We start from the raw sequence: 14,587 nt of genomic DNA, 5'->3' as shown, positions 1-14,587 counted from the left end.
GCACAAAGATCCGGCAAGACACTGGCTGGTCCCCGCGGGAGCGCCACTGCCGGTCATGTGGAAGCCGGGCACAAGCAAAAGAGGGTGTACCGCTGTCGACGGTACGCCCTCTTCTTGTGCTGTCCTACGACATCATGCCCGGCGGAACCCCGGGGCCGTTTCCACGCGCAACATGCGGACGGTCAAGGGCGGTTGCCGAAGGGGCCGCTGCGGAAGTTGATGCCGTTCCATTTGCCGATGCGCGAGATCTCCCACAGGGCGAGGACGGTGATGGCCGTCGCTCCCAGGATGCCGATCCCGGCCTTCATGTTGCTCGGGACCGCTTCGTTGCCGTCCATCACGCCCGACAGCGGCACCCAGTTGCTCCCCAGTTCCAAGGTCAGGTCGTTCAGCACCAGGGTCCACGCGAGCCACGTCGCGAGCAGCGCCGGCAGCAGGGGGTGTCCGTCGATGGCTGCGAACAGGTGCCGGGTGACCTGCCACAGCGCGCCGAGGGAGTACAGGAGCGTCCAGAACAGTGCGAAGACCGAGCCCCACGACAGAGCGAGCTGCAACGTCGTGCCGTCCTCGTTGAGCATGTATGTCTTGCCACGGAGCCCCGCCGCCGCGTGCAGCCCCAGGTAAGCGCCGATTCCGAGGGCCGCGGGGATGGCGAAGATGACCACGACACGGATCGGGTGGCGGAGTTGGTGCAGGGTCGCGGTGCGCGCGTGCGGCCGGGCGGAGAGCACCAGCACCAGGCCGAGCACCACGATCCCGAGGGCGCAGAGCACCGGGGCGATCATGATGCGGTCGATCACGGCGCCGGCGAGCTCCTGGCCCACCGAGACGCCGTCGCTCAGGTTCTGTCCGATCTGCGTGACCTGCTCAAGCGAACGGTTCGCGTCCTCCATGGGGTTCGCCGTCGGGAAGCCGGTCGGCCCGGTGGCCTGCGGCATGGGGACGTTGTTGGCCAGCGCGTCCATCGACGGCGCGACCATGTCGCCGGTGCCCTGTGGAACCGGCGGCAGGCCCAGGTCCGGTGCCCGGGTGTTGAAGTTGGTGGGGAAGTTGGTCGGGTACCCGCTCGGGAACAGCGTGCTGAGGTCCGGAATCGTCGGGACCCCGCCGGTGGCGGGCGTGTCGACCGTGGGCACGGTCCCCGGAGGAGTCTTCTTGTGCCGTTCGTAGAAGACCCGCACGAACACGGCGAAGACCACGGCCAGCCCGAGCCACGCGCGGATGCGGATGACCCGCTCCATCAGCGGATCCGGGCGTCCGGTGCGGTACTTGGGCTTGAGCAGCCGTGCGGCGAGGTACGTCGGCAGCACGAACGACACCATGTTCGAGAGCCAGCGGCGCTCGGTTTCCACGGGGGTTTCGCCGCGGGCGTTGCGGGGTGGTTCTGGGGATGGCTGCTGGGCGTATGCGGGCGGCATGCCCTGTGCGTGAGACGGCGTGTACGCCACCGGTGAAGCCCCTCCCCGAAATACCAACAAGTGGAACAGGGTGGGAGAGTAGCAATCCTGACTGTCTGCCGTGCAGGAGCGGCGAGCTGGATGCCACTGAACTGATGGCGTGTCAGGTCGGGCAAATGGTTGGCCGGTCGGTGCGAGAGGACCGGATGCGCGTGCCGCGGGTGGGGGAGCGGCGGGTCAGCAGCCGCAGCTTCGGCGGATGACCAGGCGGGCCGGGAAGCTGCGTACGCGCTCCTCGCCGGGGGGCGCCGGCTCGCGTTCCAGGGCGAGGTCGACGGCTGCCTGTGCCATCGCGGCGCGGTCGGCGGCGACGGTGGTCAGGGGGACGTCCGCGAAGGCCGCCTCGGCGATGTCGTCGAAGCCGACGACGACGAGGTCGTCGGGCACCCGCAGGCCCAGTTCGCGGGCTGCCCGCAGCACGCCTATGGCCTGGTCGTCGGTGGAGCAGAAGAGCGCGCCGGGACGGTCTTCCTCGGCCAGCATCTCGCGGGCCACGCTGTACGCCCCGAAGCGGTTGAACGGCGCCCCGCGCACCAGGCCGTCGGTCCCCAGGCCCGATTCGTGCATCGCGCGCCGCCAGCCGCTGACGTGGTCGGTGACCGGGTCGCCGAGGTCGGGGGTGGAGGGCGGACCGCCGAGGCAGTGGATGCGGGTGAGGCCGTGCGCCTCGATGAGGTGCCGGGTGGCGAGGTACGCGCCCTCGACGTCGTCCAGCACCACCGCGTCGCCGCTGAGGGCGTTCGGCTGGCGGTGCATCAGGACCACGCGTACGTCGCGCGCCGCGATCTCCTGGGCGGCGCGCTCCGACGGCCCCTGGCTGACCAGCACCAGGCCGGACACCTGCATGCCCAGGAAGGCCCGCACATAGTGCAGCTCGCGGTCGTCGTCGTAGTCGGAGTTGCCGATCAGCACGAGGCGGCCCTTGTCGAAGGCGGCCTTCTCGACCGTGTGCGCCAGTTCGGCGAAGAACGGCTGCCGCGCGTCGGGCAGCACAAGTCCGATCAGGTTCGTACGCCGGCTCGCCATCGCCTGCGCGACGCTGTCGGGCCGATAGCCGAGCTGTTCTATCGCGGCGAGGACGCGCTCGCGGGTCGCCGGAGCGACCGGTCGCGGTCCGTTGTTGACCACGTAGCTGACCACGGCGGTCGACGTCCCCGCGAGGCGGGCAACGTCGTCGCGGGTCACCTTGGGCACGCCACCATTGTAGGGACGACGCCCGCCACTCATGTTCGCAGTGTCCCCGCTCGTAGTGGATTGCGTGACCGGATCCGCTCGGATCCGGCCGGAAGGTCCTTCAGGATGCCTGCTCGGGGACCACATCTGCCACCGAAACGTTCCCCGCCGATCCACTCTGGCCGCGTGCCTCGGCCTCGGCGCCGCGGTCGGGGACGACGAAGCGGTAGCCGACGTTGCGCACCGTGCCGATCAGCGACTCGTGCTCGGGCCCGAGTTTGGCGCGGAGGCGGCGTACGTGGACGTCGACGGTGCGGGTGCCGCCGAAGTAGTCGTACCCCCACACCTCCTGGAGCAATTGGGCACGTGTGAAGACGCGGCCGGGGTGCTGGGCGAGGTACTTCAGGAGCTCGAACTCCTTGAAGGTGAGGTCGAGCACCCGGCCGCGCAGCTTCGCGCTGTACGTCGCCTCGTCGATCGTCAGGTCGCCGTTGCGGATCTCGGTCGGCTCGTCCTCGGAGCCCTGGGCGGCCTGGAGGCGCCCTATGGCGAGCCTGAGGCGCGCCTCGACCTCGGCGGGCCCCGCGGTGTCCAGGAGGACGTCGTCCACGCCCCAGTCGGCGGTCAGCGCGGCCAGGCCGCCCTCGGTCGTGACCAGGATCAGCGGGCAGCCGACGCCGGTCGTGCGCAGGACCCGGCACAGGCTGCGGACCTGCGGGAGGTCGCGGCGGCCGTCGACCAGGATGACGTCCGCGGGCGGCGCGTCGACGAGGGCGGACGCCTCCGCCGGTGCCACTCGGACCTGGTGCAGCAGAAGGCCGAGCGCGGGAAGCACCTCGGCCGACGGCTGGAGCGCGTTCGTGAGCAGCAGCAGGGCACTCAACAGGGCTCCCCTCGCCCGGTGCGGACGATCGGGTCCACACCTGTTCGGTGGCGGGTGTGCGGGCGCGGCAAGGACGTCGTGTGTCCCGGCGTGCGCCGCATTCTCACCTCCACGAAAACACGAAAGGACCCGGGGCGTCGTCGCCCGGATCCTCTTGTCGAGTCGCCGGGGGCAGTGGCAGCCGGTCCGGAGACATCAGGTCGTCACCTTCCAGCCCGGCCGGAATTCGACCCGGCCGTTTCCACCCCAGTGGACTCGCGAGCCAGGATAGCCGACATGGCACTGCTTTCCGATGGAGACGGCGATCGTCCCGTATCGCGGACGAATGCCGGCACGTATGCGCACCGGGTCGGTCACGATGTGCTGATCAGCGCCGATGGGGTGCGCATCAGCGCCGTCCACCATGCGGACGAGGCCCGTGATCTGGCTTTCGTGGTGGCGCACGGATTCACCGGATCGTGGCGCCGTCCGCGCGTCGCCGCGGTCATGGCGGCTCTGCGGGAGTACGGCGGCGTCATCGGTTTCGACTTCCGGGGCCACGGGGCCTCGGGCGGCCGCGCGACGATGGGTGACCGGGAAATCCTCGACCTGGAGGCGGCGGTCGCCTGGGCCCGCCGAATGGGCTACCGGCGGGTGGCCACGGTCGGGTTCTCCATGGGCGGGTCGGTGGTCGTACGGCACGCCGCGCTGCACGGGGGAGTGGACGCGGTCGTGGCGGTGAGCGCCCCTTCGCGCTGGTACTACCGGGGTACGCCGCCCATGCGCCGGATCCACCTCGCCATCAATCACCCGGTCGGACGACTCGTCACCCGGACGGTCCTGCGCACCCGAGTCTCCCCGCGCCGCTGGAACCCGATTCCGCAGGCGCCGAAAGACCTTGTCGGACGGTTGTCGCCGGTTCCTGTCCTGATCGTGCACGGCGACCGCGACGCGTACTTTCCGGTGGACCACGCCGAACAGTTGTACGCCGCGGCGCGCGAACCGCGGGAGCTGTGGATCGAACCGGGGCTCGGGCACGCGGAGAACGCGGTGGGGTCCGAGCTGGTGAAGCGTATTGGTGCCTGGGTGACGGGACACTGGCAGTCCCGCTGACAGCCCTCGGAGAACTCGCCCGAGGGTCCGATAGGTGCCCCGGACAGGTGGCGGGGTTCGGATCGGGCGTGCGCGGGCGCGATGATGGGGCACTCTGGTGTCCGCCGCGGGCTGCGCGGCGCGGGAGAGTTGCGGCAGCGAACGGAAGTGGGCGCGATGGCGGTCGGCACGATGCGGTACTGGGCCGCGGCCAAGGAGGCCGCGGGCACGGCCGAGGAGGCGTACGACGCGGACACGCTGGCCGACGCGCTCCGGGCGGCGCGCGAACGCCACGCGGGCTCGCCGCGCTTCGTCCCGGTGGTCGGGAACTGCTCGTTCGTCGTGGACGGCAACCCGGTCGGCAAGCGCGACCACGGCTCGGTGCTCCTGACCGAGGGCGGAACCGTCGAGGTCCTGCCGCCCTTCGCCGGCGGATGAGCGGGACGCCCCAGGGGCCGCACGGAGCGCACGGGCCGCACGGGCAACGGGAGTTCGACGGCTGGACGGACGGGCCGTTTCCCGGGCAGTACGTGGATCCGCAGTCCGAGGGCTTCGCGGACGGATACGCGGACGGATATGCGCAGTCGTACGCACAGGGTGTGCAGGACGTGCAGGGCTACGCGGACGGTCCGGCCGAGGGCGGATACGCCGAGGCGTACCCCGGCGGCTACGCGCCCGCGGCCTACGGATATGAGGGATACCCGCAGCAGGTTCCGACGCTGCCGGACGACGGACAGGTTGCACGGCAATACGACGGCGCGTTCCCGCAGCAATACGTCCCCGAATACGAGCAGCAGCAGTACCAGGGTGTTCCGGAGCAGTATGCGGGCGACACATATGCGCCCTACGCACCTGGCGGTGAGCTCGTGGACGCGGCGGCGTACGGCTACCGTGGGCCCGCCGATCTCGCGCAATACCCGGACGCGCCGGGGACCGCAGCCGATGAGCGATTCGACGCGTTCGAGGGGGAGTTCGCGGAAGGCGGCGTCCGGTTTGAGGCCGGTGCCGACTTCGGTGATGTGGCCGTACTCGACGACGACGTGCCGTTCGACGGCGTGGACGAGGTTCGCGAGTCCGACTATGTGGACGGCACCACGGCCACTCCGGACGCTGGCCGCGAGCGGGCCGGGGAGCGCGCGGCCTCCCGCGTACCCATCTGGCACCCGCCGGGGTTGGTGCCCGCGGTTCTGACGGCGGGGCTGGCCGGTGTGCTCATTGCCGGAGCGCTCGTCGGCGGCGCTGCGATGGTCGCGGGCGTCGGCGTTCTGCAAGTGGTCACGGCGGCAGGGTGGTTCCGCCTGCACGGCATGTGGCCGGCGCGTCAGGGCATCGCGCTGGCGATCCTCGCGGGCGGCGCGGCGGACGCCGCGGTGTTGCTGGCGGGCGACGATGCTCTCGGGATACTGCCGGGCATTCTGGCTGCCGTGCTGGGGGTCGTGCTCCTCCAGCAACTCGCGCGCCGGGATGGCCGTCCGGAGCTGCTTCCGGCGCTCACGGTGACGGCCTCCGCGGCTCTGTTGACGGTGCTGGACGTGCTGTTCGTGCTGGCCGCCCGGGTGGAGAGCCCGGACGTGCGCGACGGCGCGCTCGTGGCGGTGGGCGCGGCGGCGGTGGCCGCGGCCGTGCTGCCCGCCGCGATGCCGCTGCCGGGCCCGCTGGGCGCCGCCCTGGGCCTGGCCGCCGCGTCGGTCACGGGCCTGGTCGCCGGGTCGGTGCTGAACCTCGGGGGAACCGCGGTGGTCCTGGGCGCGGGAGCGGGCCTGATGGGCCTGCTCGGCCGCCGCACCGCCGGGTACGACCATCCCTCGAAGTTCGTGCACTTCACCGCCGGAGTGTCGCTGCCGCTGGCCTTGGCCGCCCCCGCGGTCTACCTGCTGGGCCGGGCGACCCTGGGCTGAGCCGGACGGGTCCGGGGCCGCTCCGCCGACCCGCCCTTGTGCTCGGTCTGCGGGGCTTCCCTCTGGTGGTGCGGCGATGATCGCGGCAGGATGCGTCGCATGCCGTGGAAACGCCGCCGGGGCGGGGCGGGGGGAACCGATGAACCGGCGCATTCCCCCGCGCGTGATGGGGATGTGACCGGCAAAAGCGACGTCGTGGCCCGGGCGGCGGAGACTCCCCTCGCGGGGGACGAGGCGCCGTCCTCCGGGCGAGCCCTCGCGCCGCCGCCTCCCGAGCCTCCGCCCCGCAGCGTTCCTGACGTGCCGTCAAGCGCGTTGCCCACAGCGGACGAAGCGGTGATCCGCGCGCTCTACCTGGAACACGCGGGCCCCCTCCTCGGCTACACCCTTCGGCTCACCGACGGCGACCGCCTGTGGGCGGAGGACGTCGTCCAGGAGACACTGCTGCGTGCCTGGCGCCATCCCGAGGCGCTGGACCCCGCGCGCGGCCCCGTCCGCNTTCGGCTCACCGACGGCGACCGCCTGTGGGCGGAGGACGTCGTCCAGGAGACACTGCTGCGTGCCTGGCGCCATCCCGAGGCGCTGGACCCCGCGCGCGGCCCCGTCCGCGGCTGGCTGTGCACTGTCGCGCGCAACATCGTCATAGACGGCGGCCGTGCGCGCCGCGCACGGCCGCCCGAAACAGGCGACGCCCCGCTGCTCTCGGTCCCCGACGCGCGTGCCGAGGACGAGTTCGACAGAGCCTTGCTCTCCTGGGAGGTGGCCGAGGCGCTGGGCGCGCTCACTCCGGAACACCGGGCGGTGTTACTGGAGACGTACTACCGGGGCCGGTCGGTCGCCGAGGCCGCCAAGGTCCTCGGGGTGCCGGAGGGCACCGTCAAATCGCGGACGTACTACGCGCTGCGCGCCCTGCGCGTCGCCTTGGAGGAACGGGGGTTGGTGCCGTGAGCGGTGTCGACGAGCCCGGTATGCCCGAGGAGCGCGGCGTGCCCGACGTACCGCGCCCCGCCACCGTCAGGCCGGACCGGCGCAGGCCCCCGCCCGCGGTGTCGGACGCGGACGCCGAACCGCCCGCGTTCCCTGCCTCGTCGCGCCCCGCGGCGGCCGCCGAGAGCGCTGCCGATGCGCCTACGGACGCGCCTGTCGGCGACGGTACGCCCGGCCCTCCGCCCGACCGCCCCGCCGCCCCGCCGCGCCCGACCGCCCCTCCGCCGCTGCCGCCGCGGCCCACCCACGCGCCCCCGGCGCCGACCGGACCGAGCGACGAGACTGCCGAGAACGCCGACGCCGATGCCGAGGTGCGCGTACCCGAGGGCCGCGAACTGCCGGACAGGGACGGCCCCGAGCGGGACGCGCCGGTCCGTACCGCAGCCGACAACCCGTGGCTCCGGCCCAGTCCGTCCGCAGCTTCCGCGGCCGAGCCGGCTTCCGACGCCGAACCGAGCCCGGTCCCAGAGCCGAGCTCGAATCTCGAACCGAGCCCGGACCTCGATCCGCGCCCTCGAACCGGGCCCAAGGTTCGCCCGAATCCCGAAACCCCGCCCGGGCCGCGGTCCGCGCCGCCGCGCCCGGCGACGCCGCCCCCGCCGCCCGCAGCGCCGACGAGGCCCCCCACGGCCGCGCCCGTCTCCGAGACGAGGGACGAGCCGCCCGCACCGACCAAGGCGCCCGCCGACCCCGCTCCCCGTCCGGCCGCCGACCCGGTCGGCGTCTCGGAACGCGAACTTGCGTCCCACACTGCGGACTCCGACGGCCGCGGCGACCCCACCGACACGGCCGAGCAAGCCGATTCGGCCGAGCAAGCCGATTCGGCGGAGCGGACCGATTCGGCGGAGCGGACCGACTCGGCAAACCCCCCCGACCCCGGCAAACAAATCTGCGCCGCCCTCCGCCTGGACCTCGGCGCCTACGTCCTGGGCACCCTCGACGAGCACGAGACCCGATGGGTCCGCGCGCACGTCGCCGTCTGCCCCGAGTGCCGTGCCGCGTACGAGGAAATCGCCGTCCTGCCGAGCTTCCTGGCCCGCCTCACCCCCGCCGAGGCGGAGGCCGGGGCGGCCGCCGGGCCGCCGCCGGAACGCGTCCTCGCCGCCGCCGCGGAGCGCGTCGGCCGGGAGAAGCGCACGCGCCACGTCCTGCTCGCCTCCGCGGCCGCCCTCGCGGTCCTGGCCGGCAGCCTCGGCTGGGCCCTCGGCACCGAGGACGACGGCACCCCGGCCGCCGCCGGCACCGCGAGCACCGCGCCGCCCTCCGCCGTCCCGTCGACGCCGTCCGCGCCCACGCAGCCGCCCGCCGACCAGCGCACGGTCAAGGCATCCGACGCGGTCTCGGGAGCCGCGATGACGCTGGACTACCGCCCGGCGGCGTACGGCACCGGCATCGACCTCAAGCTCTCCGGCGTGCCCGCCGGGACCCGCTGCCAGCTCGACGTCTACGGCACGCGCGGGCGGCAGGAGACCGCGTCCTCGTGGGTCGTGCCGTCCGGCGGGTACGACGGCACCGGGGGCACGTTGACGGTGCCCGGCGCGACCAGCATCCCGCCGGACGAGATCGTGAGCTTCCGCATCACGGTCGTCGGCAAGGACGAAACTTTGCTGAGCGTCAGACCGCAGGAAACCGTGACAAAAACCCCGGTCGCCCGACGTCGCATCTCACCATCCGGGCATTTGCGTCTCGATATATGACACGGGCATGACATTGCCGGTCATACGTCCCTACGATCGGGGACGTGAAGCGACAGGCAGACCTCACCAAGCGGCGCGCAGTTGACCTGTGCCGCACCGCGACCTGCCTGTGTTGCCTGCGCTGACGCGCACCCGGGCACACAGGTCGGCGACCCGGCGGACTCGTTCGAGTTTCCGCGTACGACCGTGACCATGTGACCGGCGGCCCGCAGCCCGCCCGCGGCTCCCGTCCCCTGTGCGACCGCAGGGTGCCGGTGCGGCGGAGCCACGCGGAGCCGCGTACCCGGAGAAGGCCGCGCATCCGCGCCGAGACCCCGGCCCGCGAGGGCCCGGAGGACCGGCCCGCGGCCGTCGTGCGTCGACGAAGCGCACCCCAGTCTTTCTGCCCGTGCAGTGCCCAGTTTCGCGGCCTGCCGCCTCCGTGCGGCGTGCCCACACACCGGAGGTAGACACCCCATGAGCCGTTCCGACGTCCTGGTAGACGCCGCCTGGGTCGAGGCCAACCTCGACAACCCGAAGGTGGTCCTGGTCGAGGTCGACGAGGACACCGCCGCGTACGAGAAGAACCACATCCGCGGCGCGGTCCGCATCGACTGGCGCAAGGACCTTCAGGACCCGGTCAAGCGCGACTTCGTGGACCAGGAGGCGTTCGGCGCGCTGCTGTCCGCCAAGGGCATCTCGAACGACGACACCGTCGTCCTGTACGGCGGCAACAACAACTGGTTCGCGTCGTACGCCTACTGGTACTTCAAGCTCTACGGCCACGGCGACGTCAAGCTCCTCGACGGCGGCCGCAAGAAGTGGGAGCTCGACTCGCGCGAGCTGGTCGTCGAGGTCGTCGAGCGCCCCGCGACCACCTACACCGCCAAGGAGCAGGACACCTCGATCCGCGCCTGGCGCGACGACGTCCTCAAGGCGATCGGCACCACCAACCTGGTCGACGTGCGCTCGCCCGACGAGTTCTCCGGCAAGCTGCTCGCCCCCGCGCACCTGCCGCAGGAGCAGTCGCAGAAGGCCGGCCACGTCCCGACCGCGAAGAACATTCCGTGGTCGAAGGCCGCGAACGACGACGGCACCTTCAAGTCCGACGAGGAGCTCAAGGCCCTCTACGAGGGCGAGGGCGTCGACCTGTCCAAGGACACCATCGCGTACTGCCGCATCGGCGAGCGCTCGGCGCACACCTGGTTCGTGCTGCACGAGCTGCTCGACCAGGCCAACGTCCGCAACTACGACGGTTCCTGGACCGAGTACGGCGCGCTCGTCGGCGTGCCGATCGAGCTCGGTTCCGGCAAGTAAGCGCTCAGCGCATATAAGGCAAGGAGTTACGACATGTGCGGCGCTAAGGCCGGCGGGCCGGATCTGGCAGGAGTAGACGTGGCGAACGAGACGATCATCCAGGGTTCCGTGACCAAGGGCGGCCAGCCGATCAACGGCTACGTGCGCCTCCTGGACGCGGGCGGCGACTTCACGGCCGAGGTCCCCACCTCGGCGAGCGGCCAGTTCCGGTTCTTCGCGGCCCCGGGCACCTGGACCGTGCGCGCGCTGGTTCCCGGCGCGACCGTGGACCGCGCGGTCGTCGCGGAGAAGGGCGGCGTCGCCGAGGTCGAGATCGCGGTCTGACGCCTCCTCCGGACCCGCGGGTCCGGGCGGCGGCCGGTCGGCCGACGCAGGCTGCGCGACGGCGGCGGCACGGGTCTCCATCGGACGTACACCCACGGTGCCTGTCCCTTCCCGCCGTTCGCGCAAGGGCGGTGCCCCTCCCCCGAAAGGGCGAGGGGCACCGCCCTTGCGCATACCCGTCCGTGTGAGCACGCCGGGTGTCGGGCAAGATCGCCGTTGTGACTAACCCATCGTCCGCAGAAACGATTCATGATCGCGCGCGCAGCCGGCAGTCGGACGGCCGCGTCCGCGAGGGGGAGGGGAGGCGCTGATGGCCTGGCTGCTCGTCATCGTCGCGGGGATTCTGGAGACCGGGTTCGCGCTGCTGCTCAAGGCCAGCGACGGGTTCACCAAGCTCTGGCCCACGATCGGCTTCGCGCTGTGCGCCATCAGCAGCTTCGGCCTGCTGACGCTGTCGCTCAAGAGCCTCGACGTCGGTCCGGCGTACGCCGTGTGGACCGGCATCGGCGCGGCGGGCACCGCGATCATGGGGATCTTCCTGTACGGCGAGTCGTCGTCGGTTCTCAAGCTCGTCTCGATCGCGCTGATCCTGGCCGGGGTGGTGGGCCTGAACCTGTCGGGCATCAGCCACTGACCGGGTGCTGAGGGACCTGCCCGGGATTTGCGGCGCACGTACGGCGCACCGCGGGCCGCGGCCCGCGGACGTACCGTGGAAGGGTGCGTCGGCGCCGCAGGCTCTACTTCGCGCTCATGGGCACGTGCCTGACACTGTTCGTGCTCGCGTGGGCGGTGGTGCGCTTTGTGTCGGTGCCGGCCGCGGTCGCGATGAGCGTGGTGGCCATGGTGATCCCCCCGTTCGCGGCGATCATCGCGAACCGCCGCGATCCGGGGGAGAAGTGGTTCGACGAGTAATCGCCGTGCACACGCGCACGTTCGCATGCGTGCGTCAGTACACGAGCGCCTGCGCGTCGTCCGCCATCGCCTCCTGCACGAACACCTGCGCACCGGCGATCCGCACGCCCGGGATCACGTCCTTGCCGGTGATCTCCCGCCGCGCCGCGCACTGTGTGCACAACGTGACGCGGCCGCCGGCCAGCACCGCCTCCAGCAGGTCGTTCAGCGGCGCGGCCTCCGGGAGGGTGAACTCCGCGGCCTTGCCCGGGAGTGCGAACCACGCCGACTCGCCGGTCAGCCACAGGGATACGTCGACGCCGCCGGCCACCGCCACGGCCGCGACGGTGAACGCCTGCGAGCACCGCTCGGGTGCGTCCAGGCCCGCCGTCACCTTCACCACAAGACTCCGCTTCATCCGGCTCACGGTAGTGGGCCGGGCGGCCGCCGCCCGCCCTCCGGTCGTGTCGTACGCCACCCTGCGCGGTTTGTGCGGGTCCCGCGCCCGTACACTGATCGCGGATTCAGCCTGGTTCGCGGCACGGCGCGCGGCACTCGCCCAAGGAGCAGCAAGGTGCACACGTTCTTCATCGTGATGCTGGTCGTCGTCGGCATCATGGTCGCCTGGTTCGCGGCGCTCACCGTCTCGAAGCTCTACAAGGGCCAGAGCTGATCCACCCGGTAGGCTCGGGCGCCGACACTGTTCCCGTACCAGGCCGGATGACATGATCGAAATTCCGGACGACATGCACCCCGACGTCGTCCCGCTCGCCTTTCTGCTCGGCACCTGGGAAGGCGCCGGCGTCGGCGACTACCCGACGATCGAGGCGTTCCGCTACGGCCAGCAGGTCACCTTCACGCAGGACGGCAGGCCCTTCCTGGCCTACACGTCGCGCACGTGGCTGCTGGACGAGGACGGCAACCGGGTCCGCCCGCTCGCGACCGAGACCGGGTACTGGAAGTCGAAGCTCGACGGCAGCGTCGAGGTGACCCTCGCGCACCCCACCGGCATCGTGGAGATCTGGCTCGGCGAGACCGACAACGGCCGCGTCGAGATCCGCACGGACGTCGTGGCGCGCACCGTCGACGCCAAGGAGTACACCGCCGGGCACCGGCTCTACGGCCTGGTCAAGGGCGAGCTGATGTACGCCTACGACATGGCCGCGATGGGGCACCCGCTCCAGGCCCACGTCTCCGCGCAACTCAAGCGCGTGGACAAGGAGATCGCCGCCGAGTAGGCGCCGGGGCGGCGCCCGTCGGCGGCGTGCGTGCCTACCCCACCGCCTTCGGCGTCTCCGCGTGCGGATACCGCCGCAGGTAGACGTCCATCGTGTCGGCGCGCAGGTTCTCCCACAGGAACTCCGACTGCTCGGGCGCGAGCACCGCGGCGTCCTGTCCGGCGATGTTCCGGAGCTCCGAGATCGGCGCGGTCATGAACTTGACGTCGTCCCCGCGCAGATTGCGCAGTCCCCACACCAGGTCACGCAGGTCGCCGTTGGACATCCGGTCGTCGACACTGATCGAGGCGGTCAGCGCGTCGAGCAGGTCAGGCAGGTCGAGCGGATCGTCCAACAGGCCGCCGGCCAGCAGCTTTTGCATGACCGCGCGCATGAACTCCTGCTGCCGCTCGACGCGGTCGAGGTCGCCGCGCGGCAGGCCCTTGCGCTCGCGCACGTACGCGAGCGCCTCGGCGCCGTCCATGTGGTGCTTGCCGACCGGCCACGCGCGGCCGTCCTCGCCCGGCGGGATCTCCTCGTCCACCACGATGTCCACGCCGCCGAGGGCGTCGGTGAGCTTCTTGAAGCCCTCCCAGTCGATCGCCGCGAAGTGGTCGACGCGCACGTCCGTCAGCCGCTGCACGGTGTCGATGAGCAGCGGCGGGCCGCCCCACGAGAAGGCCGCGTTGATCTTGGCGTCGCCGCGTCCCGGGACCGTCACCCAAGAGTCTCGGGGGATCGAGACGATGTACGCCTGGGACCGGTCCGCCGACAGGTGCAGCAGCATCGTCGCGTCGCTGCGCTGCGCGCCCTCCTGCCACAACGGAGCCTTGGCATCGCGCCCGGTGGTCGGCATGTCGGAGCGCGAATCGAGGCCGACGAGCACGAAGTTGAGGCCCTTGCCGCGCGGCGGCTGCTCGGCGATCGGGACGTTCGGGAACGCGTTCTCGATGCGGTCCACCTTGCCCGCGTAGTGGTCGATGAACCACCACACACCGACCGCCGCGACCAGGACCAGCGACAGCATCATCACGAGCATCGAGACCAGGACGGTCCGGGTACGGCGGCGCCGCCGGACCTTGCGCCGGTCCGGGGGCGCGGCCTGGTCGTCGCCGCCGTCTCCGGTCCCGTCGCCTTCGCCGCCCGTCCCGGGCCCCGCGTCGCCGTCCGGATCCCCGCCGCCGTCGGCCGGGCCGACCGACCGCTCGTCGACGCTGCCGTCGTCCAGGATGCGCAGCCCGAGGCCGTGCACGTCGTCGATGCCGTGGGCTATCTGCTGCCGGTCGCGCTCGGCCCGCGCCTGGGCACGCCGTTCGGCGCGCGAGTCACCCCGCGACTCGGGCCGTGGCTCACCCCGTGACTCACCCTGCGGTTCGCCGGTCGAGTCGTCCTTCGAGGCGCCGGCCGAGCCGACGGTCGGTTCGGCGCGCGGCTGCGCACGCCCGTCGCCGGACGTGCCGTCCGATGTGTCCCCCACCCGGGACTCTTCGTCGTCCACGTGGGGCATTCTGTCCCGGCGAAGACACTCCCACGTGGGAATCCGCCAAGTCGTGAGGCGACCCAGGTCGTGTCTTCAAATTCCCGCCGGGCCCGCGACGCCGGGCCTTGACGGCCCTCCCAAGTCGCCGCGTTACGACCCTTGCCGCCGGGCCTTGACGGCCCTCCGAAGCCAAGCCCGGGCCGAGCGCGGGCC

At 71.9% G+C, this 14,587-nt stretch carries 15 protein-coding genes and 1 pseudogene; 11 read left to right on the top strand and 5 right to left on the bottom strand.

Annotated features, from left to right (window positions below):
- Window positions 1-182: 182 nt before the first annotated feature.
- From ACRX5S_RS40615 to ACRX5S_RS40605, 3 genes are all read right to left on the bottom strand, one after another.
- On the bottom strand, window positions 183-1,352 hold the full coding sequence (locus ACRX5S_RS40615) for a hypothetical protein (protein ID WP_436778327.1): 1,170 nt from the start codon (window positions 1,350-1,352) through the stop codon (window positions 183-185).
- Window positions 1,353-1,634: 282 nt separating this feature from the next.
- Window positions 1,635-2,651, bottom strand: a complete 1,017-nt coding sequence (locus ACRX5S_RS40610) for a LacI family DNA-binding transcriptional regulator (RefSeq protein ID WP_436778326.1) — start codon at window positions 2,649-2,651, stop codon at window positions 1,635-1,637.
- A gap of 100 nt (window positions 2,652-2,751) precedes the next feature.
- Window positions 2,752-3,513, bottom strand: coding sequence for a response regulator transcription factor (locus ACRX5S_RS40605; protein WP_436778325.1), 762 nt, complete (start codon window positions 3,511-3,513; stop codon window positions 2,752-2,754).
- Window positions 3,514-3,789: 276 nt separating this feature from the next.
- On the opposite strand from ACRX5S_RS40605, the gene ACRX5S_RS40600 reads away from it, so the two are divergent.
- The 10 genes and pseudogenes from ACRX5S_RS40600 to ACRX5S_RS40555 form a co-directional block, all read left to right on the top strand.
- Window positions 3,790-4,605, top strand: a complete 816-nt coding sequence (locus ACRX5S_RS40600; protein WP_436778324.1) for an alpha/beta hydrolase — start codon at window positions 3,790-3,792, stop codon at window positions 4,603-4,605.
- Window positions 4,606-4,761: 156 nt separating this feature from the next.
- Complete coding sequence (locus ACRX5S_RS40595) at window positions 4,762-5,022, top strand: MoaD/ThiS family protein (RefSeq protein WP_436778323.1); 261 nt, start codon at window positions 4,762-4,764, stop codon at window positions 5,020-5,022.
- Entirely contained in the window at window positions 5,019-6,482 is a 1,464-nt protein-coding gene (locus tag ACRX5S_RS40590; protein ID WP_436778322.1) for a hypothetical protein, read from the top strand. Before ACRX5S_RS40595 ends, ACRX5S_RS40590 begins: the two co-directional genes overlap by 4 nt.
- A 90-nt stretch (window positions 6,483-6,572) precedes the next feature.
- Window positions 6,573-7,430, top strand: coding sequence for a sigma-70 family RNA polymerase sigma factor (locus ACRX5S_RS40585; RefSeq protein WP_436778321.1), 858 nt, complete (start codon window positions 6,573-6,575; stop codon window positions 7,428-7,430).
- Complete coding sequence (locus ACRX5S_RS40580) at window positions 7,427-9,166, top strand: zf-HC2 domain-containing protein (RefSeq protein WP_436778320.1); 1,740 nt, start codon at window positions 7,427-7,429, stop codon at window positions 9,164-9,166. The genes ACRX5S_RS40585 and ACRX5S_RS40580 overlap by 4 nt, the downstream gene beginning before the upstream one ends.
- A gap of 44 nt (window positions 9,167-9,210) precedes the next feature.
- A complete protein-coding gene (locus tag ACRX5S_RS40575) occupies window positions 9,211-9,291 on the top strand; it encodes a putative leader peptide (protein ID WP_358352153.1) in 81 nt (26 codons plus the stop codon).
- Between the two features lie 331 nt (window positions 9,292-9,622).
- Entirely contained in the window at window positions 9,623-10,462 is an 840-nt protein-coding gene (locus ACRX5S_RS40570) for a sulfurtransferase (RefSeq protein WP_436778319.1), read from the top strand.
- Between the two features lie 33 nt (window positions 10,463-10,495).
- Window positions 10,496-10,786 (top strand): DUF1416 domain-containing protein, encoded by a 291-nt coding sequence (locus ACRX5S_RS40565; protein WP_358352021.1) that lies wholly within the window; start codon window positions 10,496-10,498, stop codon window positions 10,784-10,786.
- A 310-nt stretch (window positions 10,787-11,096) separates the two neighbouring features.
- On the top strand, window positions 11,097-11,420 hold the full coding sequence (locus tag ACRX5S_RS40560; protein WP_436778318.1) for a DMT family transporter: 324 nt from the start codon (window positions 11,097-11,099) through the stop codon (window positions 11,418-11,420).
- 77 nt (window positions 11,421-11,497) lie between these two features.
- Window positions 11,498-11,698: pseudogene (locus ACRX5S_RS40555) on the top strand (DUF3099 domain-containing protein); the annotation flags it as partial.
- A gap of 34 nt (window positions 11,699-11,732) precedes the next feature.
- On the opposite strand, the gene ACRX5S_RS40550 reads toward ACRX5S_RS40555, so the two are convergent.
- Window positions 11,733-12,095: a DsrE family protein gene (locus ACRX5S_RS40550; protein ID WP_436778317.1), complete on the bottom strand. Its 363-nt coding sequence runs from the start codon at window positions 12,093-12,095 to the stop codon at window positions 11,733-11,735.
- A 307-nt stretch (window positions 12,096-12,402) separates the two neighbouring features.
- Here ACRX5S_RS40550 and ACRX5S_RS40545 point away from each other — a divergent pair, with 307 nt between their 5' ends.
- A complete protein-coding gene (locus ACRX5S_RS40545; RefSeq protein WP_436778316.1) occupies window positions 12,403-12,915 on the top strand; it encodes an FABP family protein in 513 nt (170 codons plus the stop codon).
- Between the two features lie 34 nt (window positions 12,916-12,949).
- On the opposite strand, the gene ACRX5S_RS40540 is transcribed toward ACRX5S_RS40545, so the two are convergent.
- Window positions 12,950-14,392, bottom strand: a complete 1,443-nt coding sequence (locus ACRX5S_RS40540) for an LCP family protein (protein ID WP_436778315.1) — start codon at window positions 14,390-14,392, stop codon at window positions 12,950-12,952.
- Window positions 14,393-14,587: the final 195 nt, after the last annotated feature.

It is taken from the genome of Yinghuangia sp. YIM S09857 (assembly GCF_051388915.1).
GTDB lineage: Bacteria > Actinomycetota > Actinomycetes > Streptomycetales > Streptomycetaceae > Yinghuangia.
The sequence above is the reverse complement of the archived record's forward strand: the minus strand, read 5'-3'. Positions and strand labels throughout refer to the sequence as shown.